Source organism: Rhizobium grahamii CCGE 502, assembly GCF_000298315.2.
In the GTDB taxonomy this organism is placed as follows: domain Bacteria; phylum Pseudomonadota; class Alphaproteobacteria; order Rhizobiales; family Rhizobiaceae; genus Rhizobium; species Rhizobium grahamii.
Genome location: NZ_AEYE02000001.1, coordinates 43,495 through 66,873, shown reverse-complemented (window position 1 = coordinate 66,873; position 23,379 = coordinate 43,495). Strand labels below are relative to the sequence as shown.

Here is a 23,379-nt window from a genome sequence, read left to right as displayed (position 1 = left end):
GCCTGCATTGTCAAAGGGATATTGATGCATAAAGCCCGAAGCATCATTACGTGGGCCATCGTTTCTCTGTGCGTGATCGCGTTGATCACATTGCCAGTGAACCTGCAGACCCAGCTGATCGCGAGCATTGTCGTTGTCGCCGTGATGGCGATCATCAAGGGGTTGAAGGCGGAAGGCACATGGAGGCTGATCGCCCTCGCCTTCGGCACCTCAATTGTTCTTCGCTATGTCTATTGGCGTACGACCAACACGCTGCCGCCGATCAACCAACCGGAGAACTTCATCCCCGGTCTGCTGCTCTATCTTGCGGAAATGTACAGTGTGGCGATGCTGGCGCTCAGCCTGTTCATCGTGGCCACGCCCTTGCCTCCGCGCCCATCGCGCGCGAGCAAGGAAGAGCGGTTTCCGCATGTCGACGTGTTCGTCCCTTCCTACAACGAGGATTCGCATCTCCTCGCCAACACGCTTGCCGCGGCGAAGGCCATGGACTATCCAGCCGAAAGACTGCACGTCTGGCTGCTGGACGACGGTGGAACCTTACAGAAGCGCAACTCCAACAAGTTGCTCGAGGCCCAGGCTGCCATGGCGCGTCACAACGAGCTCAGGAAGCTTTGCGACGATCTCGACGTCCGCTACCTCACGCGCGATCGAAACGAACACGCCAAGGCCGGCAACCTCAACAACGGAATGAAGCATTCGAGCGGCGAGTTGATCGCCGTCTTCGATGCCGACCACGCGCCAGCACGCGACTTCCTGCTCGAAACTGTTGGCTATTTCGATGACGATCCGAAGCTGTTCCTCGTCCAGACACCGCATTTCTTCATCAACCCGGATCCCCTAGAACGCAATCTTCGAACCTTCGAAAGAATGCCGAGCGAAAACGAGATGTTCTACGGCATCATCCAGCGCGGCCTCGACAAATGGAATGCGGCGTTCTTCTGCGGCTCTGCCGCCGTTCTCAGCCGGAGGGCACTGGAATCCCAAGGGGGGTTCAGCGGCATCAGCATCACCGAGGACTGCGAGACCGCACTTGCCCTTCACGGCAGCGGATGGAACAGCATCTATGTGGACAAGCCGCTGATCGCCGGGCTGCAACCGGCGACCTTTGCAAGCTTCATTGGCCAACGCAGCCGCTGGGCACAGGGGATGATGCAAATTCTGCGCTTCCGCTTCCCCTTGCTGAAGCGCGGTCTGACGGTCCCCCAACGCCTTTGCTACATGTCGTCGACGCTCTTCTGGCTCTTCCCGTTTCCCCGCACGATCTTCCTGTTCGCGCCGCTTTTCTATCTCTTCTTTGATCTGGAGATCTTCACCGCATCGGGCGGCGAGTTCTTGGCCTACACGCTGGCATACATGCTGGTGAACCTGATGATGCAGAACTACCTCTATGGGTCGTTCCGCTGGCCGTGGATCTCGGAACTCTACGAATATGTTCAGACGGTTCACCTGCTCCCGGCGGTGGTTTCGGTCATGCTCAATCCGCGAAAGCCAACCTTCAAAGTAACGGCGAAGGACGAGTCCATTGCCGTCAGTCGCCTCTCGGAGATCAGCCGACCGTTCTTCGTCATCTTTGCCGTACAGTTGGTCGCTCTAGCGGTGACATTCTATCGGATCTATGCCGAACCGTACAAAGCAGACGTCACCCTCGTTGTCGGCGGCTGGAACATCATCAACCTGATTATGGCCGGGTGCGCCCTCGGAGTCGTTTCCGAACGTGGCGAGCGGGCCGCGTCCCGCCGCGTACGGGTGAACCGTCGCTGCGAATTCGGGGTCGGCGGTAAGTGGTACACTGCATCGATCGAGGATGTGTCGGTACACGGCGCCCGGCTGCATGTGTTCAACAAGCAGCTAGACCCGATGGTGATCGGCTCCGAGGGGGAAATTCGTTTCCAGCCACACAGCGGCGCAAGCATCGAAACGCTGCCACTCATCGTCCGAAACATCCAGCCTTCCGGCGAGATTCTGGCCGTTGGCTGCCAATATGTTCCGAAGAATGCCCTCGACCATCGGCTGATCGCCGACCTGATATTTGCGAACTCCGACCAGTGGACGCAGTTCCAGCAGGCACGCCGCCACAATCCTGGTCTTATTCGCGGAACGATCTGGTTTCTCGGCCTTTCACTCTACCAGACGAGCCGAGGCCTCGTGTATCTTTTCCGCAGCATGAGGCCCGAGCGCGAGCGGCAACATCAGGCCGCGAAGGCAGGCAGCTGATGAAGAAGATCGCATCGATCTCTGCGTTCGTTCTTGCCGCCTCAACAATTGCCTATGCGCAGACGGCGCCTTTCGACATGTCGGGCGAGCGCGAGCAAGGCAGCACGCCAATGGTGCCGAGATTGACATTGCCGGCGGCGCCTGCACCGGCGACGGTCCCACAGACCTCCGTTGCACCGACAAGCCCGGCACCCTCGGCGACTTCCGCGACTCCTCCGTTCTCGATGGCACCTGCCTCACCATCTCCGGCCCCGGCGCCGTCACCGGCAGCGTCGCCCGCGCAGGCGGAACCGCCTCGCCCCCAATCTGCTGCACCCGTCGGCCCGGCGCCTGCAGAAGCGCCGCCACCAGTTCGCCAGCGAACCGCCGATGCGCTCCAGAGATTTGTTATTCCATTTACCAAGTTCGGGTTGGATGGCGAGTATGATCGCAAATCGTGGTCGGTCTACATCACACCGGAGCAGGCCGCAGCACCGGCGAAGTTCAATTTCTCCTATCAGAATGCTGTCGTCGTTGCTCCGGAGGCGTCTGAACTGACGGTTCTTCTGAACAATCGGATCGTCGGGCAACAGCAGATTGGCTCCTCGGACGCACCATCGAACGTTTCTTTCGACGTGCCCGCAGGGCTGCTGCAACCGGGCGCGAATCTCCTCACATTTGAAGCAACCCAGCGCCACCGCACTGATTGTACTGTTCAATCCACTTATGAACTTTGGTCGGACATCGACCCCGCAAAGACCTATCTAAGCTTCAGCGGGCAAGAGGCAGCCAAGTTTTCCAGCACGGATGCCATTCGCGCCATCGGTGTCGATGAAACCGGCAGGACGCAGTTCAATTTTGTCGTGCCGGCGCTCCAGCAGCCAGGCACGACAAAGCCGCTGCTACGCCTAGCGCAGGGACTTGCTGTTCTGAGCGGCATGCCGAACCAGACATTTTCCTTCAGCCCGAGCTCACTTCCTCAGCCTGGAGCCGGGCGCATGACCGTTGTCGTGGGAACGCCGGCCGAACTCCAGCCAGTCATCACTCCGCCGCCGGCCGCCCAGACGGCGCCGTCGGCCTCGTTCGTGACGGACCCGAAGTCGGGGGCCCCGATTCTCTTGATCAGCGGCCCATCCTGGCCCGCAATTTCGTCCGCGATCGACACGATCGTTTCGCCTACCGACCGTCCCGCGACGGCTGTTCGCGACACGCTGGCAACGCAGCGCTGGAGTGCTCCGGATGCGCCGCTGGTTCTCTCCGACACGAACCTCACCTTTTCGCAGCTCGGCGTGAAGACGGCGGAGTTTTCCGGACGCCGCTTCCGGACCAATTTCAATATCGGCGTGCCGTCCGATTTCTATGCGAACGCTTATGGCGACGCCACCGTCCTGCTGGACGCAGCCTACACACAAAACATCCTGCCCGGCAGCCATATCGACATCTATGTCAACGGCAACATCGCTTCGACTGTGCCGATCTCGTCGACAGGTGGAGGCATCTTCCGGCACCTGCCAATTCGCGTGACAATGCGGCATTTCAAGCCGGGCTTGAATACGTTGTCGCTCGAAGCCATCCTGATGACGAAGGAGGACGAGGTGTGCGTGCCTGGCACGACTGCTGGCGCAGCACCGCGTTTTGCACTCTTCGACACCAGCGAGATTCACATACCGGACTTTGCCCGGATCGGGCAGCGGCCGAACCTTGCCGGTCTATCCGGTACCGCATATCCCTATAACCGAGCGACACAGCCAACGCCGCTTTTCATCGACATGATTGATAGCGACACCTTGTCTGCGACCGCGACGCTGCTCGGCCGAATGGCCGTCGCTGCGGGCCGCCCGCTCGACATGGAGCCTGCCGCGACGCCAGGTGCCATCGGCGAACGGGACGCAATTTTCATCGGTTCCATTTCGCAGATGCCGGCAGCCGTGCTCACGCAACTGAACATTGCGACGACCAGCCAGGCATCCTGGCAACCTCCAGCAGCGACGCAGTCAAATCAGACAGAACCATCGGTGAGCTTCGACGATTGGCGCTCGAAAGTCAGTGGCGGCGTGTGGCGTGGGCAAATCACATCGTTTCAGGAGTGGCTACGCCGCAACTTCGACATTTCGCTGAGCTCACTGCAGTTCGTGCCAGGGTCGGAAGAAGTCTTCACGCCTTCTAACGCCGAGAGTTTCCTGATCGCTCAGGGTAAGAGCGCAGCAGGGGGATCGACCTGGACCGTTGTCACGGCTCCCTCCGCTAACGATCTGCGCGAAGGTGCCGAGGCACTCACCGCACAAGTCAACTGGCCGCAGGTCGCCGGTCATATCACCACCTATTCCAGCAAGACCGGTAAGATCGTCAGCGTCCCGGTTGGCCGCTTCGACTTCGTGACCTCTCAGCCGTGGTCAATTTCAAACTACCGCCTGATCGCCGCGAACTGGTTGTCGACCAACATCCTGTCTTACGCGTTCCTCCTGGTCGTCCTTTCGCTGCTGATCGGAGTGACAACGGCTGGCATGCTTTCCAGGCTGGGCAGGCGCGAATGAAGAGGCTTCTAAAACTGATCTGGGCCGCAAGCTTTGCGGTTGCCGCTTTCTGCCAGTCCGCCGAAGCGCAAGGTCCGGGGATCACCCCGGAAGCATGGGGCGCGTACAAGGCGAAGTTTCTCGATGCGAGCGGCCGCATTGTCGATGATGCAAACGGCAATATCAGCCACAGCGAAGGTCAAGGTTATGGTCTGCTGCTCGCCTACCTTGCCAACAGCCCCGCTGATTTCGAGCAGATATGGTATTTCACGCGTACCGAGCTCTTGTTGCGCGACGACGGCCTCGCCGCCTGGAAATGGGATCCCACGGTCACGCCTCACATCACCGATACCAACAATGCGTCGGATGGCGACCTCCTGATTGCCTATGCCTTGGCCCTTGCGGGGTCCACTTGGAAGAAGAGCGAGTATATCGAGGCGGCCGCAAAGATGGCGCAGGCGCTGCTGTCGCACCTCGTGATCAATTCAGGTGGACGTACGCTGCTGCTGCCAGGCGCCAGCGGTTTCGATTCTCCCGATCGCAAGGATGGCCCGATCATCAATCCCTCCTACTGGGTCTATGAAGCAATCCCAGTGATGGCGCTGCTTGCGCCGTCAGACGCCTGGCAGAAACTGTCCGACGACGGTCTGGCGCTGCTGCGCGCCATGCAGTTCGGCCCACGTAAGCTGCCCGCTGACTGGGTGAGCCTCCATCGTATGCCGGTGCCCGCCGCCGGCTTCGACGCGGAATTTGGATACAATAGCCTGCGAATCCCGCTCTACCTCGTTCGCGCGGGAGTTTCGGACAAGGCTCTGCTGGCAAGATTGCGCGAGGGAATGACCGCCGAGGACGGCGTGCCGGCGACGATCGACCTCACGTCCGGCAAGCCGAAAACGCTGCTGCCGGACCCCGGTTATCGAATTGTTAACGATGTCGTGGCCTGTGTGACAAACGGTACGAAGCTGCCTGAGTCGTCGCAGCGGTTTGAGCCATCGCTCTACTATCCATCGACCCTTCATCTTCTTGGGTTGGCATTTATCGGGGAGAAGCATCCGGAGTGTCTGTGAAATCCTCATCCGTTGCAATTGTTGTTGCGGTGGCGGTGGCCGGTCTGGTGGCCGCCCTGAAGGATCGCGCAGCGCTACAGGAGATGCTGGGCTTCCGCACAATGGCTCAAGCGCCTGCGCCGCAATTCATGCTTATGAGTCGTGTCACGGGGCCGGAGGTCAGCCCCAAGCCGCAAATCGACGTCCAGGCGATTGCCGATCGGCTGCAGGCGGCAACTACAGTCCCGCCGCCGGCGCCTCAAGAGAGCGAGATCGCGGGTGAACCGGCCGGGAATTCGGTCGTGGTTGCGCAGGCACCGCAGCAGCAGCCAAGCGCCGCCCCGCCAGCAAAGCCCGCACAGCCAAAAGTCGACGAGAGCGCATTGCGCTATTTCGCCAGCCGCGGCGACAAGGCGCGATTGCAGGCGGAGATCGCGCGGCTGCAGGCGCTGTACCCGAACTGGGTGCCGCCGGCCGATCCTCTGGCTGTTCCGCAGGGCGGCGACCCGCAGTTGGAGCAAATGTGGCAACTATACTCGGAGGGGCGCTACGCAGAACTCCGCAAGGCCATTGCCGATCGGCAAGTTTCCGACTCGGGATGGCAGCCGCCGCCGGATTTGCTGGACCGGTTGGATGTCGCCGAGGCCCGCGCACGCCTCGTCAATGCCTCCGACCTGAAGCAATACGCAACCGTCATTCAGATCGGCGCCAATACGCCGAGCCTTCTCACCTGCAGCGACATCGATGTGCTCTGGAGAGTTGCGGAGGCGTTCGCAAGGACGGATCGCGCGCCACGCGCCCGAGATACCTACGTCTATATTCTGAAGAACTGCACGAATCCGCAGGAACGTCTGGCAACCGTCCAGAAAGCGTCCGCTTTGCTGTCCTACGCGACGATGCAGGATCTCCTGGCGCTCGAGCGTCCTGACGGCAACGGCGGCCGCGAATTCGACAGCATTCGAAACGACTTGGCGCGCCGCTTCGTCGCCGCCGGCAACGACGACCCCGATCTTGCCGTGGCCCCGGCTTATCTCTCGATTGTCCAACGACTCGCCGAAACCGAAGGGCTTGCCTCCGACAGCCTTCTACTTGGTTGGTACCAGCTTCGCCGGGAGAATTATGCGGACGCGGAAAAATGGTTCCGGGCAGCACATGAGAAGGAAGACACGGCTCTTGCCTCCCAAGGCCTGGCGCTGGCGTTAATCGCCGAGAAAAGGCCCCAGGAGGCGGAGGAAGTGGTCTACAAGTGGCGCGGCACCTCCAAGGATGCGACGGCGACCTATCTTGCGGCGACGGCAAATCTGATGGCGCTGCAGCCGCCCGCCAACCTTAGCGAAGAAGTGCTTTCGCGCATGGCGACGGAGGTCATCGCGCAGAAATATGTGCCGACGGCGCAACAGTTCGGTTGGTTTGCCCGAACGCTCAACCAGCCGCAGACGGCAGCGCGCTGGTTCGAAACGGCATTGCGTTGGAAACCGGACGACGAGCCGTCCGCCTACGGATTGGCCATTACACGTCAGCAGCTGCGCGACCGGGCGGGCGTCGCCGAGATCCAGCGCCTTTGGGCAGGCAAGTCCGACCGCATTGCGCAACTGGGCGAGACAGGCAACCGGCAAGCCACACAGCGGCCGCTGCCGCCGCCTGGGCAGACGGTACCGCAGGGCGAAACCGCTTCGCCGCCCGAGATCGTCAAGGCGCCCCCGCAACGCACCGAAGTCGCACGCCAGCCTGCGCTGCAAACGGTAACGGTTCGCCGCGGCGCGCGGCAACTGCGCGGATGCACCACCACGGTGAATGCGCAGTTGCTCGATCCGGAAACGGCGCTGTCGCGTGGCTGGTGCCTGATGGACATCAATCGCCCCATGGAGGCAGCAAAAGCGTTCGAGGCGGCGCTGGCCAGTCCGAACCGCAAGACACGCGAAGATGCAGCCTATGGCCAAAGCCTCGCGTATTTACGCGCCGGTCTGTCCAACAACGCTGCCGTCGCGGCCACGAAAGCACCGCAGACACAACAGCGTGCGGCCGAACTGCAGGTCGCGATCTTGGCCGACAGGGCCGTCGCAGCCTTCGGCGCCAAGCGCTATCGCGAGACCCTGATATACCTCGATCAGCGTGCACAACTCCGGCAGGAGCCGATCGACCTGATGGTGCTGCGCGGATATGCCTATTTGAGCATGACTATGTACGGCGACGCTGAGCGAATATTCACGGCTGCTGCTGCGACGGGCAACAAGGACGCCAATCGTGGCCTTGCCGATCTGAAGGCAGCGACGCATCCCGATACCAACGATTGACGGTGGAGAGGCGGCGCCTGGCGGGGTCTACTTAAAAATCAAGGTAGACGCGTACTCTCGGGCGCATGGTTTCTATCGAGGCTTTGGGTGTGGATCAGTCCTTTCACCTTGCGTCGAGCCACCCGAGCAACACTCTCCGCAAGAATTATCAGGCATCCCAGGAAAAGCAGGCAGGCGCCTGTCAATCCTCCGATCATCCCGAGCTTCACCATCAACCCAACGCCCGCGATCAGCGCGATCGTCAGGAGCGCAACGGCACCATCATCGATGAACATGCCGATGATTTCGTTTAGAGCCATCCTCAGGATTTTCATCTGACGACCTGCCTGACCTGGTTGGCACGATAGCGCTGGAGCGTTCTTACCAACGCGAAAGAGGCCAGGATGAGCACTAAAAGGATCGACAGCAGGGCCAGATCGTCTCCCGGCCATTCCGCACCAATCCCCTCGCCCACCCAAAAAATTCCGAAGGCGCTCAGGAGCAGTCCGACGGCAAACTTGAGGCTGTTTTCCGGGACAGTCGATAGGGGTTTGTGTACAGCGAAACCGACGACAAGAACCAATAGACAAGCCGCAACCGCGCCAACACTTGCGTAGCCGATCATCCCACGGCCGGCGCCAGTCGCAATGACAATGAATACGACCTCGATGCCTTCGAGGAGAACCGCCTTGAAGGCCGTGATGGCTGCCAGTAGATTTGCGCGGCGATCGGAGGTCTGCATGCGAAGTTTGTTCGTCTCTTGTACGAAGGCTTTCTCCTCATCATGCAAGGCAATAAAGCCTGCCGCCCTGAGGATCGCCTTTCGTAGCCATCGCATTCCGAACAGAATCAGCAGCGTCCCGATCACAAACTGCATGAGCTCGATCGGAATCATCCCAAGAAGGGGTCCGAGCGTGAGCACAAGGACCGCCAGAACTGCAATTGCCAAGCCGGTGCCAAGGAAAGCCGGTCGCCAACCCTGCGTAACGCCAACCGCCAGGATAATCGTGAAAGCCTCTACGACTTCAACCAGCGAACCAAGGAACGAGGCCGTGATCGTAGACGATATGCTTGCAACCGTTGTCATGGGTGTTCCGAATTCATTTTTCAGGTTAACAAGCGCGCCACTCCGGCAACCGAAAGGAATTCCTAGCGGCGCCTTCAGGCACTTTGACCGATTGTGCTTGCCTGCGCGAACCGCCGACGTTTAGCCGGTATTAAGCCCCACAAAATATTCCAGGCGGTCGGCAAAAGCGCCGTTCCAAACCTCAGGTGTGCCCTTTTGCTTTTGGGTCCCAAAGCTGACGCACGCCTGAAGAATGGTATTCGCCGAGCAGAGTACCAGCCAATCGACGATTTTCTCGCAGGTCCTACCCTTCGAGCAAGCGACGGATTTCCAACGCACGCTGTGCAGACGGCGCAAAAGATTCGCGGTGGCTATTCGAGCTCGATCTTGGCGTCACGCACGAAGGGTGTCCACTTGGCAATCTCCGCCTTGACGTGGGCAGCGAGCTCTTCCGGTGTGGAACCCACGATAACGGCACTGAACTCGGCCATTCGCTTGCCCACTTCAGGATCGGCGAGCGCCTTGTTGGCTGCCGAGTTCAGACGGGCTACGACATCCGCGGGGGTGCCGGCGGGAGCAAACAGCGCGTTCCAGGTATAGGTTTCATAGCCGGGAACGGTCTCGGCAACGGTCGGCACATCGGGGAAGGATGGCGCGCGTTCCTTGGTGGTAACCGCAAGCGCACGCAGCGTGCCGCTCTTGATGTGGCCAGACGAGGACGGCAGGTTGTCAAACATGATCGGAACCTGATTGCCAAGGACATCATTCAGCGCCGGGCCTGACCCCTTGTAGGGGATGTGCTCCATTTCTACGCCCGCCATCGCCCTGAAAAGCTCACCGGAGAGATGCAGCGGCGTGCCATTGCCGGAGGAGGCATAGCTATATGTGCCTGGATTGGTCTTGAGGAGCGCCACCAGTTCGGCAACCGTTTTGGCCGGCAATTCGGGATTGACGACGAGAACGTTCGGAACGACGACCAACAGCGAGATCGGCGCAAAATCCTTTTCAGGATCGTATGGGGTTGACTTCAGGATCAACGGATTGAGCGCGTGGGTCGCGACGGTCCCCATCAGGATCGTGTAGCCGTCAGCATCGGCGCGCGCAACATTGCCTGCGCCGAGATTTCCGCCTGCGCCTGCGACGTTCTGCACGATCACCTGCTGGCCCAGATCCTCGGACATCTTCTGCGCGAGGATGCGGGCAACGACGTCCGTCGATCCGCCGGCTGCAAACGGGACGACCATCGTCACCTGCCGATCAGGAAAATCTGCCGCTCGCGATGGTGATGCGGCGACCAACGCCGCGCCCACAGCAAGGCCCGCAGCAAGCGTGCTGCGTCGGGTCAGGTTCAGTTTCGTCATCCTTATTCCTCCTCGTTGCGGTCTGTTTGTCGGCGTGATGCCATTTCGTTCCCTCAGTCTTCTTCCTGGAAAACCTCCTCGCGCTTCGCCTTCACCGACGGCAGGAACACCACCAGCAGGACGGCAAGGGCGATCAGAAGCAAAATGGCGCTGATTGGACGTGTGACAAACGTCATCGGATCGCCGCGCGACAGGATCATCGCACGCCGGAGATTTTCCTCCAGCAATGGTCCGAGCACGAACCCAAGCAGCAACGGTGCCGGCTCGCAGCGCAATTTGACCAACAGGTAGCCGGCTAACCCGAAAAAGGCGACCGCGTAGAGGTCGTAGACGTTGCTGTTGACGCTGTAGACCCCGATCGAGCAGAAGGCCATGATAATCGGGAAAAGCACGTAATAAGGAATTGTCAGCAATTTAACCCAAAGGCCGATCAGGGGCAGGTTGAGCACAACCAGCATCAGGTTGCCGATCCACATGGATGCGATGATCCCCCAAAACAACGCCGGCTGCTCGGTGGCCACGTTTGGACCCGGCACGATCCCCTGGATGATCATTGCGCCGACCATCAGCGCCATCACCGGATTTGCCGGAATGCCCAGCGTCAGCAACGGAATGAATGAGGTCTGAGCACCGGCGTTGTTGGCCGATTCCGGCCCGGCCACACCGGCAATGGCGCCGTGACCGAACTCCTGCGGGCGATCGGAGATGCGCTTCTCCACGGTGTAGGAGGCAAAGGCGGCAAGGATGGCGCCGCCACCCGGCAAAATCCCGAGTGCGGAGCCAATCGCCGTGCCACGCAGCACAGGTGCGATCATCCGCCTGAAGTCCTCGCGCGTCGGCCAGAGGCCGCTAACCTTGGCCATCAGCACCGTGCGGGTCTTCTCTCCCTCCAGGTTGCGCAGGATTTCCGCAACACCGAACACGCCAACGGCAACGGCAACAAAATTCAGTCCGTCGGCATATTCGCGAATGCCGAGGGTAAAGCGGGGCGTTCCCGTATAGATATCCGTACCGACCAGTCCAAGCAGCAGGCCGAGCGCGACCATGGCGAGGGCTTTGACAATCGAGCCATGCGCTAGGGCCACCGAGGACACCAGGCCGACGATCATCAACGAGAAGTACTCCGCAGCACCGAATTTCAGGGCAAGTGCGGTGAGCGGGATTGCGAAGATGGCGACGAGGAAGGTCGAGACGGTGCCGGCAAAGAACGAGCCGAGCGCGGCAATCGACAGTGCCGCTCCTGCCCTGCCGCGACGGGCCATCTGATAGCCGTCAATCGCCGTCACAGCCGAGGATGACTCGCCGGGCATGTTGATGAGGATCGCTGTGGTTGAGCCGCCATACTGTGCCCCGTAGTAGATGCCCGCCAGCATGATCAGCGAGGAAACCGGCTCCAGCTGGAAGGTGATCGGCAACAGCATGGCGATCGTCGCGGTCGCCCCGATCCCTGGCAAGACACCGATCAACGTACCCAGCAGCACACCGATGAGGCAGAAAAGAAGGTTTTCCGGTGAGGCAGCGGTGCTGAAACCCAAGGCGAGATTGCTGACAAGATCCATCGTCGCCTCCTAGAACCGAACCCAAGGGCCGAACCGCTCGAACGGCAAGCCAAGCGCATAGCTGAAGACGATGACCGAGAAGAGGGTTATGGCGACCGCAAGCACCAACGCCAGCGGCACCTTCATCCGCGAAGATGCGAAGGCCGCGACCAGCGATACCAGAAACAGCGACGGCACGAAGCCCATCCCGCGCACCGTAAATCCAAAGACGATCGGTGCCGGCAGAATGAAAGCCATTCCGCGCAGCGCGATCGGGCCCAATGGTTCGCCTTGGACCCGTGTTGCCTGGATCAGCACGATCAGGCCAAGAAGCGTCAGGACGACAGCAAGCAGCAAGGGGAAATAGCCCGGCCCCATCCGCAGTGCGGTGCCGAGTTCAAGATCGAGACATTGATAGATGAAGAAGCAACCCAACCCGATGAAAAGCGTGCCGCAAAGCGCGTTGGTGCTGTCGAATGTCAGCGATTTCATATGTCCCCCTTGGCGATTGTCGTGGCGCGGCACGCCGGCTGTCCCGAACGCGAAAAAGGACGGTCGGCTGTCGCATCGATCACGCCGCCCGAAATCCATTCTGGGCGGCAATCGACACTAGCTAGTCGGCGTATTGACCCGCCGCCTCGATCACCGGCTTCCAGCGGGCAATCTCTGCTTCGAGTTTCGCCTTGAGGGCGGCCGGCGTTGCATCCGCTTCCGGCGATGGCTCGGTGCCGAGTTCGGCGAAGCGGGCGACAACGTTCGGGTCCTTAAGGGCAACCTGTAGCGATTTCGACAGCCGCTCGGTTACGGCAGCCGGTGTGCCCTTGGGCGCATAGATCCCATGCCAGATGCCGACCTGGAAGTCGGCAAGACCCGCTTCGACTGCCGTCGGCACATCAGGCAGCACCTTCAGGCGTGCGGGCGAAGTAACGGCATAGGCCTTGATCGTGCCGCCCTGGATCTGCTTGGTCGTGTTGGTGGTCTGGTCGCACATGATGTCGACCTGGCCGCCGAGCAGATCGGTCATGGCGGGGCCAGTGCCTTTGTATGGAACGGTGGTCAATGGCGTTTGGATGGCGCTCATCAGCATCATGCCGCACAGGTGCGAAGCCGCGCCGATGCCGGCATTTGCAACGGTAACGCTGTCCTTGTTGGCCTTGACGTATTCGACAAGGCCCTTGAGGTCGGCCGGCTCAAAATCCTTGCGCGCAACGATCGTCATCGGCACGTCGGTCACTAGGCCCACATACTCAAAGGAATTCAGGGTGTCATAGGCAAGCTTGCGATAGAGCGTGGCGCTGGTCGCCATGCCGATGTGGTGCAAGAGCAGCGTGTAGCCATCTGCATCAGCCTGAGCGACGCGGCCTGCACCAAGGGTACCGCCAGCGCCGCCGACATTTTCGACGACAATCTGTTGACCGAGGTCCTTCGACATCGACTCGGCAACCAGACGGGCCACGGTATCCGTTGGGCCGCCGGCGGCAAACGGAACTACCATCGTGATCGTCCGTTCCGGGTAGGTTTGAGCGATTGCGGATGCGGAAACGAGCGAAACGGCAGCAATGGCCGTCACGCCCAACAAGGCATTCAATATTTTCATTTCATCCTCCCAGTAACCCGCCGGAACGGCTCCCCCCGCTCCGGTCACGAACTGTCACTGTGGAACGCCTCGTGCGCCGGACAACCGGCAGAGGCGTAGCTCCTCGCATTTTCCTGCATGATACCACACGAGACGGGTGGAAAAGGGGACAAACGGACGGGATCGTGGGTGGATTTCCACCCATTCACGCTTCGTCCTCGTCGTCACTCCTCCCTTTTTCGAGCCCGTATTTCTGCATCTTCTCGTAGAGCGTCTTTCGCGAAACGCCGAGCATCTCATAGACCGGGCGAAGACTCCCGCCGTGAGCAGCAAGCGCACTGGCAATAAGGCCACGCTCGTAGGCTGCAACCCTGTCTGCAAGTTTCTGATTTTGCTCTGCTGTGTCCTCCGGCTGGAGATCGAGACCAAGAACCAGCCGATCGGCGGCGTTGCGCAATTCACGCACATTGCCCGGCCAGGCCCGCGAGCCTATCCTGCTGATCATTTCTGGCCGCACCTCCACGTCGCTGCGCCCGTAGCGGGCCGCCGCCTCTCGAACAAGCTGGAGAAACAAAAGCGGAATATCCGCCTGTCGTTGCGCAAGCGCGGGCACGTGAATAGTCGCGACATTGAGACGGTAAAGAAGGTCTGGACGAAAGCGGCCCCGCGCCACTTCGGTTTCCAGATCGACCTTGCTCGTCGCGATGAAGCGCACGTCGAGCGGTACTGCCTCGTTGGAGCCCAGGCGCGTGATAACGCGCTCCTGCAGCACGCGCAGGAATTTAGCCTGAAGATCGAACGGCATCGAACCAATTTCGTCGAGCAGGATCGTGCCACCTCGGCCGTGCTCGAACTTGCCGTATCGCGGCCGAAGAGCCCCGGGAAAAGCACCGGCTTCGTGCCCGAACAGCTCGCTTTCGATCAGGGTCTCCGGCAATGCAGCGCAATTGATGGCGATGAACGGCTTTTCTGCGCGGGCGCTGGTATCGTGCAACGCGCGGGCAACCACCTCCTTGCCGACGCCGGTCTCACCGATGATCAGCGTGTCGGCATCGGTCGCCGCGATTGCACGCAGCCGATACCGCAGATCTACCATGGCCTGCGTGCGTCCCGGCAGACGCGCCTCGATGTCGTCGCGTTTGCCGGCGACGGCGCGCAGCCGCCTGTTCTCGAGAACCAGACTGCGCCGATCCAGCGCGCGTCGGATGATGCCAACCAGATGCTGGGCCGCGAAGGGCTTTTCAACGAAGTCATAGACCCCGGCGTGCATGGCGTTGACGGCGAGCTGCACATCTGCGTGTCCCGTCACCAGAATGACCGGTATCTCGGAATCCATCTCGCGGACGCGCTGCAACAAAGTCATGCCATCCATGCCAGGCATTCGGATATCGCTGATCACCACCCCGTCGAAGCCGTAGCCGACACGCTCCAAAACCGGCTCGGCGCTCGCGAATGTAGCAACGTCCAGTCCGAACAGGCTGAGCGCCTGGGCGGAAGAGCGACGCATTTCCTCTTCGTCGTCTATCAGGAGTATCCGGCCTTCCTTCATTCGGCCGCCTCACTGACAACGGGCGCGGCATCAAGCACGATACGGAACTCGGCGCCCCCGTCTTCTGCATTGCCGACCGAAAGGCTGCCACCGAAATCCTTGATGATATTGTAGGAGATCGACAGGCCCAGTCCGAGGCCGCGGCCAACGCCCTTCGTGCTGAAGAACGGATCAAAGATGCGCTGGGCGATCGACGGAGGAACCCCCGCACCGTGATCGCGAACCGTAATGATCATCTTGGCGCCATCCCGAGCTGCCACGACATGAATCCGCCTGTCATCAAGGCCCTCCACCGCATCGGCGGCGTTGGTGATGATATTGACGAGAACTTGCTGAAGACGCACTGAGCCCGCCTGCACGGCGGCGGAAGGTTCGCCGAGGTCGATGACGAGTGTCGCGTCTGCCACTTTCAAACGCGCGGAAACGATTTCGAGCGTATCGGTGATCGCAGTTGCGAGCGAAACCGGCCCTACCTTTTCATTTGGCTTGCGCGCAAAATTGCGCAGATGTCGGCTTATCGACGCCATCCGGTCTATCAGGCCGGAGATGCGAGAGAGGTTGTCGCGGGCCTCGTCGACTCGATCGCGCTCAATCAGCATCGCGGCACTGTCCACATAGGTCTTGGCGGCAGCAAGCGGTTGGTTGAGTTCATGCGATAGCGCGGCTGACATTTGTCCGAGGCCAGCAAGTTTTCCCGCCTGGATGAGATCCGCCTGCGTCTGGCGAAGCTTCTGTTCAGTCAGCCGCCGCTCGGCGATCTCCTCTTCGATGCGCTCATTGACGCGCGCGAGAGCGGCGGTTCGCTCCTCGACACGTTCCTCCAGTTCATTGCGCGCATCGATCTGCATGCGCATCCGCTCCTGCGCCCGGGCGCGACGCTGCAGCACGATCGCGACAACCAGCCCCAACAGACCGATTGAAAGCAGCACCGCGATGAGCATGGTCCGCGCCTGCGAATGCACCGAACTTGTGTCCATCAACACACTGACGGTCCAGTCTGCATCCTTCATATAATGAGAGAGCGTCAGATATTCCCTCGGCGCGGCGCCGTCGGCGACGGTAAGCAGCCGATGACCATTGGCATACTGCTCGCTAATTGGAAGTGGCCTGAGAGCAGCCTCGGCATAGCGGCGCGATGCCTGGGTGCGTCGCAGGCGCTCCTCTGTCAATGGCAGGACGGAGGAATACAGCCACTCGGGGCTACCGGTCATGAAGATGATGCCTTCCGGGTCGGACACCAGTATCTTGTACTCACCGCCCTTCCACGACGCCTCGATCGAGTCGATGTCGACCTTGAAGACAATAACCCCGCGTACGGTCCGGTTCACCTGGATGGGTGAGGCGAAGTAGTAGCCTCGCTTCAACGACGTCGTACCGAGCGCGTAAAACCGCGCCTGACCGCCTCTTGCAGCGTCTTGAAAGTAAGGGCGGTAGCTGAAGTTCTCCCCCACGAAGCTCGTCGGCCCATCATAATTGCTTGCAGCAATCGTATCGCCGTTCATCCGCATCACATAGATGTCGGATGATTCAAGCAGAGCGTTGATTTCCTTCAGATAAGTGTTTGCTCTACTGCGGAGAGCCTCATTGCCGGGATCGTTCACCAGTTGTTTGATGTTGTCGTGATCGGCAATCAGTTCAGGCAGTGGTTCATATCGGCTCAAATGTCCCGCAAGCGCCGAAACCGCCAGACGCAAGGCGGAACCAGCCTGCAAGGACGCGTCGTTCATATAGCTTCGCGTCGCGAATTCCCTGCCGGACGATATGGCCGCATAGCAAGCAGCCGACAAAAGGCAGAGTCCGACAAGAACACGAAATCGCTGCTTCACGAACGCGGGCTCCTCCCTCCCCTCGCCATGGCCCTTCCGAGCACGGGGTAAGTGTAGAGATCAAAGGCAGAGTTTCCAAGAGCGATCCCGATGGATCCGCCTGGCCAGGAATGGCTTCGGGCATGACAGGCGAAACAAATGGTCCGCTGGACAGGCGGCAGGCTACTCGGCCGCTTGTCGCCGAGCCGTAAAGCCAATCTGCATTCTCTGCGGATTCTCCTGGCGAAGTGTGCGCAGCATCTCCTCGTACTCTCGTTCCATCTCCGGCGTTACAGACGGCCGCACCTCCTGCAGCGCTCTTGTGAAATCCTCGTTGGTGACGGTCGATGCGTCGAGAGACTGGCGAAGCGCGATCAGCCCTGCCCGCCGCGTCAGATCTTCCAAATCTGCTCCGGTGAAGCGCTCGGTCTTTTCAGCCAAGTCGTCGAGATCGATGTCGCCGGCCAATGGCATCTTCTTCGTATGAATGCCCAGGATCTTCCGTCTGGCTTTCGCATCCGGAACGGGAACATAGACCAACTCATCGAAACGGCCCGGGCGAAGCAGAGCCGGATCAAGCAGGTTCGGGCGGTTGGTGGCAGCCATGACGACGACACCTTGCATGTCTTCGAGGCCGTCCATTTCAGCCAGAAGCGTATTGACTACGCGCTCTGTCACAGCGGGCTCGCCCAATCCTCCACCTCTCGCAGGTGCCAAGGAGTCAATCTCGTCGATGAAGACAACTGTCGGCGCAACCTGTCTGGCGCGTTCGAAAAGGCGGGACACCTGCTGCTCGGACTCGCCGTACCATTTAGACAGGAGATCGGACGATTTGGTTGCGACAAAATTGGCCTCGGCCTCGCGAGCGACCGCCTTTGCAAGGAGTGTCTTGCCGGTTCCGGGCGGTCCGAACAGCAGAAAGCCCTTCGCTGGACGGATGCCCATGCGCTTGAACGACTGGGGAGATCGAAGCGGCAGTTCCACCCCTTCTCTCAGCCTCATTTGCGCTTCATCGAGGCCGCCAACATCCTCCCACCGGACGTTGGGAGCCTGGATCATGATTTCGCGCAACGCCGATGGCTGTATGCGCTTCATTGCGGACATGAAATCATCTTGCGATACCGTGAGTCTTTCGAGGACCTCGGCGGGAATGCCATCCCTCAGATTGATATCCGGCAGAATACGCCGCAACGCGTCCATCGCTGCCTCGCGCACCAACGCGCCGAGGTCGGCACCGACAAAGCCGTAGGTCGTCCGGGCGATCTCATCCATGTCGGTGTTTTCAGCGAGCGGCATTCCTCTTGTATGGATGGCAAGAACCTCCCGCCTTCCATTCTGATCCGGCACACCAATGACGATTTCGCGGTCAAAGCGCCCCGGCCGACGAAGCGCTTCATCGATGGCGTCGCGCCTGTTGGTCGCGCCGATCACCACAATGTTTTGCCGCGGCTCCAACCCGTCCATCAGCGTCAACAGCTGAGCAACAATGCGCCGCTCTACCTCTCCGGTGACTTGCTCGCGTTTTGGGGCGATGGAATCGATTTCGTCGATGAAGATAATCGACGGCGCGTTTTGCGACGCCTCCTGGAACACCTGCCTCAGGCGCTCCTCGGACTCACCGTATCGGCTGCCCATGATTTCCGGGCCGGCGATATGGTAGAAGTTGGCTTCCGTTTCGTTGGCAACGGCTCGCGCAAGCAGCGTTTTGCCGGTCCCTGGAGGGCCGTAAAGAAGAACACCCTTCGGCGGATCGATCCCGAGCCGCTGAAACAGTTCAGGGTGGCGCAATGGCAACTCGACCATCTCCCGGACTTGGTCCACCGAAGACCCCAAACCGCCGATATCGTCGTAGGTGACGTCTGCCCTGCGTGCTTCCTTCGGCTCTTCGAACTGCGGGCGAAGCTCAACGACCGTTTGCTCAGTCATCTGGACGATGCCACGGGGCTGTGTTGACACAACAACAAGCCTGATTTCCTGGAGACCGTATGCCGGCAGATCGAGAAGGTTTCGCAACGCCTGATCCCGCGGATCTCGCCCGCTGGCGCGCTGCTGGACGGAGGTCGAGATGACGTCGCCCGCCACCATCGGCCGGTGCAGAAACGTTCGCTGCAATGCCTCGCCCGAACCCTGGAGAACGAGGTTTTTCTGGGCGGGCGCAAGCACTACTTTCGCGGCCGGTCTCGCCTCAACCTTGCGAACCTCGATGTGATCCCCACTCGTCGCCCCTGCATTGACCCGCTGCAAGCCATCGAGACGCACGATGTTGAGCCCCTCGTCATCTGGGTAGGGCTGCATCGCAATAGCGGCCGTGTGACGCTTGCCTATCAACTCGATGAGGTCGCCCTCGCGCACGCCAACCTTACTCATTGCCGCGGCGGATAGCCGCGCGATGCTCGCTCCGGCGTCCTGCGGCCTCATGTTGGCAACTTGCAGCGTGAGAACCTGCTCGTCGGAAACAGACATCGCCCTCTCCAAAATCATTCCTGAAATACGATCATGTGGTAGCTAGAGGCGCATGGAAAAAGACAAGCCATAGAGTCGAGTAACCAGGGTCCTGCGGCACTCTGCCCAGTGACAGCCCATCGGATCCGGCTTGCGATGCGCACCCCGACCGCTAGATCCCATCATCATCGCGGTCCGGTGCAACGCTTTGAATTTGGCAAGGTAGAGAACATGCGTCAGGTACGAGGTCATCCCGAGATATTGCCGGGCTTCAACTGGTATGACATTTCTCTCAAGGAGTGTTTGATCAGAACGGCGATCGGAGGAAGCGGACCACCCCTGCTGCTTCTGCATGGTCACCCTCAGACGCATCTGACATGGCACAGGGTCGCGTCGGTCCTTGCGGAAAACTTCAGCATCATCGCAACCGATCTGCGCGGCTATGGCGACAGTTCGAAACCCGAGGGCGGCCCTGGGCACATCAACTATTCCAAGCGGGCAATGGCCCTAGACCAGATACAAGTCATGAAGGAGTTGGGATTTGACCGCTTCTCCGTTATAGGCCACGACCGCGGCGCGCGCGTTGCGCACCGCATGGCCCTCGACCACCCGGAAGCAATCGACCGACTTGTCCTTGTCGACATCGCGCCGACGGCGACCATGTACGCACGAACCGACATGGAATTTGCTCGCCGGTACTTCTGGTGGTTCTTTCTGATTCAGCCATACCCTCTGCCGGAGCGCCTCATTGCGGGTGATCCGGACTTCTTCCTTGATCAGCACATCGCAAGACAGATCAAAAAGCCGGGCGCGGTCGATCCGCTTGTCCTTCGGGAGTATCGGCGCTGCTTTGCCGATCCTGCAACGCGCCATGCCATATGCGAGGATTATCGCGCAGCTGCCAGCATCGATCTCGTTCACGATGCGGCCGACGAAGACAAGCGCATCCAGGCGCCGCTCCTGATCTTGTGGGGCGCCCAGGGGACAGTCGGTGCGCTCTATGATGTGCTGCAAACCTGGGACGACAAGGCGACCGATATCCGCGGCCACGCCATCGATTGCGGGCATAGTCCGCAAGAGGAAGCGCCCAGCGAACTGCTCGATGCTCTGGAGGCCTTTCTGTGACATCCAGCACCGCCACGGCTCTATAAGGGCGTTTCCCGCGATCAACTACAAAAGTCGCAGGAGGCGATGGGACTTTGGTCCAGTCCGAAGGAACCTACGTCGCAAACTTCGTTCAACCTAAGTAGGTCCCTGCCTGCCCGCGAACTCCCTTACCATACAAGGGGATCGAAGTCGGACCTCGCTTACCGAGGACTGGGATCCGACCAAGGAGGGGGCAATGGACTATCGTGCGTTCTTCACCAACGCCCTGGATGGGCTACGTCAGGAAGGGCGCTATCGCGTCTTTGCCGACATAGAAAGAGTGGCGGGCGCCTTTCCGCGCGCCCGTTATCATGATGGCGAACGGGTGCGTGATGTCATTGTCTGGTGTTCCAACGACTATCTCGGCATGGGGCAGAACGACAAGGTTCGGCAGGCCATGCATCGTTCGATCGACCTGTGCGGCACCGGCGCCGGCGGCACGCGCAACATCGCCGGCACCAACCATAGTCACGTCCTGCTGGAGCGCGAATTGGCCGACCTCCATGGCAAGGAGGCCGCCCTGCTGTTTACGTCGGGCTACGTCTCCAACTGGGCGGCCCTTTCGACCCTTGCGGCGAAGCTGCCGAACTGTGTCGTCCTGTCCGACGCGGGCAACCATGCCTCCATGATCGAAGGTATTCGTCACTCCCGGGCCGACTACCGGATCTTCAAGCATAACAGCCCAGAGGATCTGGCTCGCTGTCTTCGCGAAGTCGAACCCGGCCGCGCAAAGCTGGTCGCCTTCGAGTCGGTCTATTCCATGGACGGCGACATCGCGCCGATCGCGGAACTGTGTGACGTGGCTGAACAATATGACGCCATGACCTACCTGGACGAAGTTCATGCCGTCGGCCTCTACGGCCGGCATGGTGCAGGGATCGCAGAACGTGACGGGGTCATGAATCGTCTTACAATCATCCAGGGCACGCTCGGCAAGGCATTCGGGGTCGTTGGGGGATACATCGCATCCAGCGCTCCCGTGGTCGACTTCGTCAGATCGTTCGCCTCCGGCTTCATCTTCACGACGGCGCTTCCACCGATGCTTGCGGCCGGAGCTCTTGCCTCCGTGAGGCATCTGAAGGAAAGTCAACGGGAACGAGAAGCCCAACAGCGTCACGTCCGGATGCTGCGCGAGCGCCTCGACGAACGGGGCATTCCGCATCTCGCCAATCCCAGCCATATCGTGCCGGTGATGGTCGGCGATCCCGTGAAATGCCGGACTGTCGCCAATCTGCTGCTCGACGATTTCGACATCTATATCCAGCCGATCAATTACCCAACCGTTCCCCGCGGCACAGAAAGGCTGCGCATCACCCCTTCGCCCCTCCATAGCCGGGCAGACATCTATCGGCTGGTCGCTGCCCTGGATGAGGTTTGGGAGCAGACGGGACTCGCTCGCGCTCCAGGGGTCATAAGGAAACAGCCGGCAAGGATGCCGATACCGGCCTGGCAGCCGAAGGAACCAGCCATCTGCGCCGGCTGCCGTACCCTTTTGGCGATGAGCAACTGTTCCACCGGTGGCGACCGCGCCGCAATGGCGGGCGCCACCTTGGCGTAGAGGGTCCGTCATGAACGTGAGACGGGCATGGATGAATAAATCAACTCGGTTCGACACCGCCGCGCGGGGTTGCGTCGGCTGGCTGCGGAAAATGGCATCGGCGATCGCACTTGCGGTGATTGCCGCGGCCGTGCTCGTCAGCCCCCTTCTTGTCGGAAAGTCACGTTTGGGCGCGGGCTCGCCGAAACTTGTCTCGGATATGGGCCTCGCTTCAAATGCGGACAACGCGCCGACCGTCACAACGGTCACGGCCGAAACTCGGCGTCTCGAGACGCGCACGATCGTCTCCGGATCGCTTGTGGCGCGCGAGGAGGTGTCCGTTGGAACCGAAAGCCAACACGCGAGAATTCAGGCGGTCCTCGTGGAAGAAGGCGATCAAGTCCATGAAGGGCAGGTACTCGCCATCCTGGCGTCCGACCTCGATGAAATCGCGGTCTCGATGAATGAGGTCGAGATCGAGCGCGCGAACGCCCTCCTCCTCCAAAGCGAAAGCTCGATCGCGCTGGAAGAGGCCAATCTCGACCTGGCGCGCAAAGCGCTCGAAAGGGCCCAGCCTCTATCCCGCAGCGGCGTGACATCGCTTGACGTGCTCGAGCAGCGCGAGGCCGACTTGAAAGTAGCTAAAGCCAAGCTGAGGACCGCGCAGCAAACGAGACGGGTCGCCGTCGCAGAACGCGCGATCGCCTACGTCAAACGCCGAGAGCTGATGACCCGCCTCGAAAAGAACCGGATCAGGGCGCCCGCCGCAGGCATCGTCACAGAGCGGATCGCAAGGCTCGGCGACATCGCCTCCGCCGACGCGCCGCTATTCCGGCTTGTCAGAGATGGTCTCGTCGAGTTCGAGGCCATGGCGCCGATGCGTCTTGTCGGGCGTGTTCAAACTGATTTGCCTATCGTCGTCACTGTTCAAGGCATGGGCACAGCCGTCTCTGGCACACTGCGGCATATCGCGCCCAGTGTTGATCCATCCACCCGGATGGCACGCCTTCGCATCACCCTTCCCCAATCCGAGGCTTTGAAGATCGGCGCCTTCGCCCGCGCCGAGCTGCCTTACGTCGAAGGAACGTCGCTTGTCCTGCCTCTCATCGCCGTCCGTCAAGCGCCCGAAGGAGCGCAGGTGGACGTGGTGACCTCAGGCGTCGTTGAAAGGCGAAGCGTGGTGACAGGGGAGCAGACGGCTGAGCAGATCCAGATCCTGTCAGGTTTGCGCGAGGGCGAGCATGTGGTGCTGCGTGCAAACGGAATCGTCCAGGCGGGTATGCGTGTGCGACAGGTGCTCGCCGCCTCCGTTCTCGCCTCGAGCAAGTGAGGTT

General features: G+C 60.5%; 16 protein-coding genes. 7 read left to right on the top strand and 9 right to left on the bottom strand.

Features of this window, described 5'->3' with window-relative positions:
• Positions 1 to 24: 24 nt before the first annotated feature.
• From bcsA to RGCCGE502_RS00225, 4 genes are read left to right on the top strand one after another with little or no spacing between them, the layout of a single operon-like run.
• Positions 25 to 2,214, top strand: a complete 2,190-nt coding sequence (bcsA, locus tag RGCCGE502_RS00240; RefSeq protein WP_016552150.1) for a UDP-forming cellulose synthase catalytic subunit — start codon at positions 25 to 27, stop codon at positions 2,212 to 2,214.
• Positions 2,214 to 4,727: a cellulose biosynthesis cyclic di-GMP-binding regulatory protein BcsB gene (locus RGCCGE502_RS00235; protein WP_016552149.1), complete on the top strand. Its 2,514-nt coding sequence runs from the start codon at positions 2,214 to 2,216 to the stop codon at positions 4,725 to 4,727. The genes bcsA and RGCCGE502_RS00235 overlap by 1 nt, the downstream gene beginning before the upstream one ends.
• Positions 4,724 to 5,773 carry a family 8 glycosyl hydrolase gene (locus RGCCGE502_RS00230; RefSeq protein WP_016552148.1) on the top strand — a complete coding sequence of 350 codons (1,050 nt, stop codon included), beginning with the start codon at positions 4,724 to 4,726 and terminating at the stop codon, positions 5,771 to 5,773. The genes RGCCGE502_RS00235 and RGCCGE502_RS00230 overlap by 4 nt, the downstream gene beginning before the upstream one ends.
• On the top strand, positions 5,770 to 8,046 hold the full coding sequence (locus RGCCGE502_RS00225) for a hypothetical protein (RefSeq protein WP_016552147.1): 2,277 nt from the start codon (positions 5,770 to 5,772) through the stop codon (positions 8,044 to 8,046). Before RGCCGE502_RS00230 ends, RGCCGE502_RS00225 begins: the two co-directional genes overlap by 4 nt.
• Positions 8,047 to 8,084: 38 nt before the next feature.
• Here RGCCGE502_RS00225 and RGCCGE502_RS00220 read toward each other — a convergent pair whose 3' ends face one another.
• From RGCCGE502_RS00220 to RGCCGE502_RS00180, 9 genes are all read right to left on the bottom strand, one after another.
• Positions 8,085 to 8,345 carry a hypothetical protein gene (locus RGCCGE502_RS00220; protein WP_341875022.1) on the bottom strand — a complete coding sequence of 87 codons (261 nt, stop codon included), beginning with the start codon at positions 8,343 to 8,345 and terminating at the stop codon, positions 8,085 to 8,087.
• 11 nt (positions 8,346 to 8,356) lie between these two features.
• A complete protein-coding gene (locus tag RGCCGE502_RS00215) occupies positions 8,357 to 9,112 on the bottom strand; it encodes a COG4280 domain-containing protein (protein WP_016552145.1) in 756 nt (251 codons plus the stop codon).
• A gap of 350 nt (positions 9,113 to 9,462) precedes the next feature.
• Positions 9,463 to 10,452, bottom strand: a complete 990-nt coding sequence (locus RGCCGE502_RS00210) for a Bug family tripartite tricarboxylate transporter substrate binding protein (protein ID WP_016552144.1) — start codon at positions 10,450 to 10,452, stop codon at positions 9,463 to 9,465.
• A 53-nt stretch (positions 10,453 to 10,505) separates the two neighbouring features.
• Positions 10,506 to 12,011: a tripartite tricarboxylate transporter permease gene (locus RGCCGE502_RS00205; RefSeq protein WP_016552143.1), complete on the bottom strand. Its 1,506-nt coding sequence runs from the start codon at positions 12,009 to 12,011 to the stop codon at positions 10,506 to 10,508.
• Positions 12,012 to 12,020: 9 nt separating this feature from the next.
• Positions 12,021 to 12,482 (bottom strand): tripartite tricarboxylate transporter TctB family protein, encoded by a 462-nt coding sequence (locus RGCCGE502_RS00200; RefSeq protein ID WP_016552142.1) that lies wholly within the window; start codon positions 12,480 to 12,482, stop codon positions 12,021 to 12,023.
• Between the two features lie 121 nt (positions 12,483 to 12,603).
• The gene (locus tag RGCCGE502_RS00195) at positions 12,604 to 13,587 is read right to left on the bottom strand and encodes a tripartite tricarboxylate transporter substrate-binding protein (protein ID WP_016552141.1); all 984 of its coding nucleotides are present in this window, start codon (positions 13,585 to 13,587) and stop codon (positions 12,604 to 12,606) included.
• A gap of 184 nt (positions 13,588 to 13,771) precedes the next feature.
• Positions 13,772 to 15,115: a sigma-54-dependent transcriptional regulator gene (locus tag RGCCGE502_RS00190; protein ID WP_016552140.1), complete on the bottom strand. Its 1,344-nt coding sequence runs from the start codon at positions 15,113 to 15,115 to the stop codon at positions 13,772 to 13,774.
• Positions 15,112 to 16,941 carry a sensor histidine kinase gene (locus RGCCGE502_RS00185; protein WP_016552139.1) on the bottom strand — a complete coding sequence of 610 codons (1,830 nt, stop codon included), beginning with the start codon at positions 16,939 to 16,941 and terminating at the stop codon, positions 15,112 to 15,114. Before RGCCGE502_RS00185 ends, RGCCGE502_RS00190 begins: the two co-directional genes overlap by 4 nt.
• 162 nt (positions 16,942 to 17,103) lie before the next feature.
• On the bottom strand, positions 17,104 to 19,383 hold the full coding sequence (locus RGCCGE502_RS00180) for a CDC48 family AAA ATPase (RefSeq protein WP_016552138.1): 2,280 nt from the start codon (positions 19,381 to 19,383) through the stop codon (positions 17,104 to 17,106).
• A 210-nt stretch (positions 19,384 to 19,593) separates the two neighbouring features.
• Between RGCCGE502_RS00180 and RGCCGE502_RS00175 the strand changes: the two genes are divergently transcribed.
• The 3 genes from RGCCGE502_RS00175 (at position 19,594) to RGCCGE502_RS00165 (ending at position 23,375) form a co-directional block, all read left to right on the top strand.
• Positions 19,594 to 20,487, top strand: a complete 894-nt coding sequence (locus tag RGCCGE502_RS00175) for an alpha/beta fold hydrolase (RefSeq protein ID WP_019279576.1) — start codon at positions 19,594 to 19,596, stop codon at positions 20,485 to 20,487.
• Between the two features lie 217 nt (positions 20,488 to 20,704).
• Positions 20,705 to 22,066 carry a 5-aminolevulinate synthase gene (gene hemA, locus RGCCGE502_RS00170; RefSeq protein WP_016552136.1) on the top strand — a complete coding sequence of 454 codons (1,362 nt, stop codon included), beginning with the start codon at positions 20,705 to 20,707 and terminating at the stop codon, positions 22,064 to 22,066.
• Between the two features lie 31 nt (positions 22,067 to 22,097).
• On the top strand, positions 22,098 to 23,375 hold the full coding sequence (locus RGCCGE502_RS00165; protein ID WP_016552135.1) for an efflux RND transporter periplasmic adaptor subunit: 1,278 nt from the start codon (positions 22,098 to 22,100) through the stop codon (positions 23,373 to 23,375).
• The last annotated feature ends 4 nt before the right edge of the window (positions 23,376 to 23,379 follow it).

Bases quoted from the DNA above. Each gene is read 5' to 3' on its own strand.
- bcsA (WP_016552150.1), top strand. From the start codon at position 25: ATGCATAAAGCCCGAAGCATCATTACGTGGGCCATCGTTTCTCTGTGC.
- RGCCGE502_RS00235 (WP_016552149.1), top strand. From the start codon at position 2,214: ATGAAGAAGATCGCATCGATCTCTGCGTTCGTTCTTGCCGCCTCAACA.
- RGCCGE502_RS00230 (WP_016552148.1), top strand. From the start codon at position 4,724: ATGAAGAGGCTTCTAAAACTGATCTGGGCCGCAAGCTTTGCGGTTGCC.
- RGCCGE502_RS00220 (WP_341875022.1), bottom strand. From the start codon at position 8,345: ATGGCTCTAAACGAAATCATCGGCATGTTCATCGATGATGGTGCCGTT.
- RGCCGE502_RS00215 (WP_016552145.1), bottom strand. From the start codon at position 9,112: ATGACAACGGTTGCAAGCATATCGTCTACGATCACGGCCTCGTTCCTT.
- RGCCGE502_RS00210 (WP_016552144.1), bottom strand. From the start codon at position 10,452: ATGACGAAACTGAACCTGACCCGACGCAGCACGCTTGCTGCGGGCCTT.
- RGCCGE502_RS00205 (WP_016552143.1), bottom strand. From the start codon at position 12,011: ATGGATCTTGTCAGCAATCTCGCCTTGGGTTTCAGCACCGCTGCCTCA.
- RGCCGE502_RS00200 (WP_016552142.1), bottom strand. From the start codon at position 12,482: ATGAAATCGCTGACATTCGACAGCACCAACGCGCTTTGCGGCACGCTT.
- RGCCGE502_RS00195 (WP_016552141.1), bottom strand. From the start codon at position 13,587: ATGAAAATATTGAATGCCTTGTTGGGCGTGACGGCCATTGCTGCCGTT.
- RGCCGE502_RS00190 (WP_016552140.1), bottom strand. From the start codon at position 15,115: ATGAAGGAAGGCCGGATACTCCTGATAGACGACGAAGAGGAAATGCGT.
- RGCCGE502_RS00180 (WP_016552138.1), bottom strand. From the start codon at position 19,383: ATGTCTGTTTCCGACGAGCAGGTTCTCACGCTGCAAGTTGCCAACATG.
- RGCCGE502_RS00175 (WP_019279576.1), top strand. From the start codon at position 19,594: ATGCGTCAGGTACGAGGTCATCCCGAGATATTGCCGGGCTTCAACTGG.
- hemA (WP_016552136.1), top strand. From the start codon at position 20,705: ATGGACTATCGTGCGTTCTTCACCAACGCCCTGGATGGGCTACGTCAG.
- RGCCGE502_RS00165 (WP_016552135.1), top strand. From the start codon at position 22,098: ATGAATAAATCAACTCGGTTCGACACCGCCGCGCGGGGTTGCGTCGGC.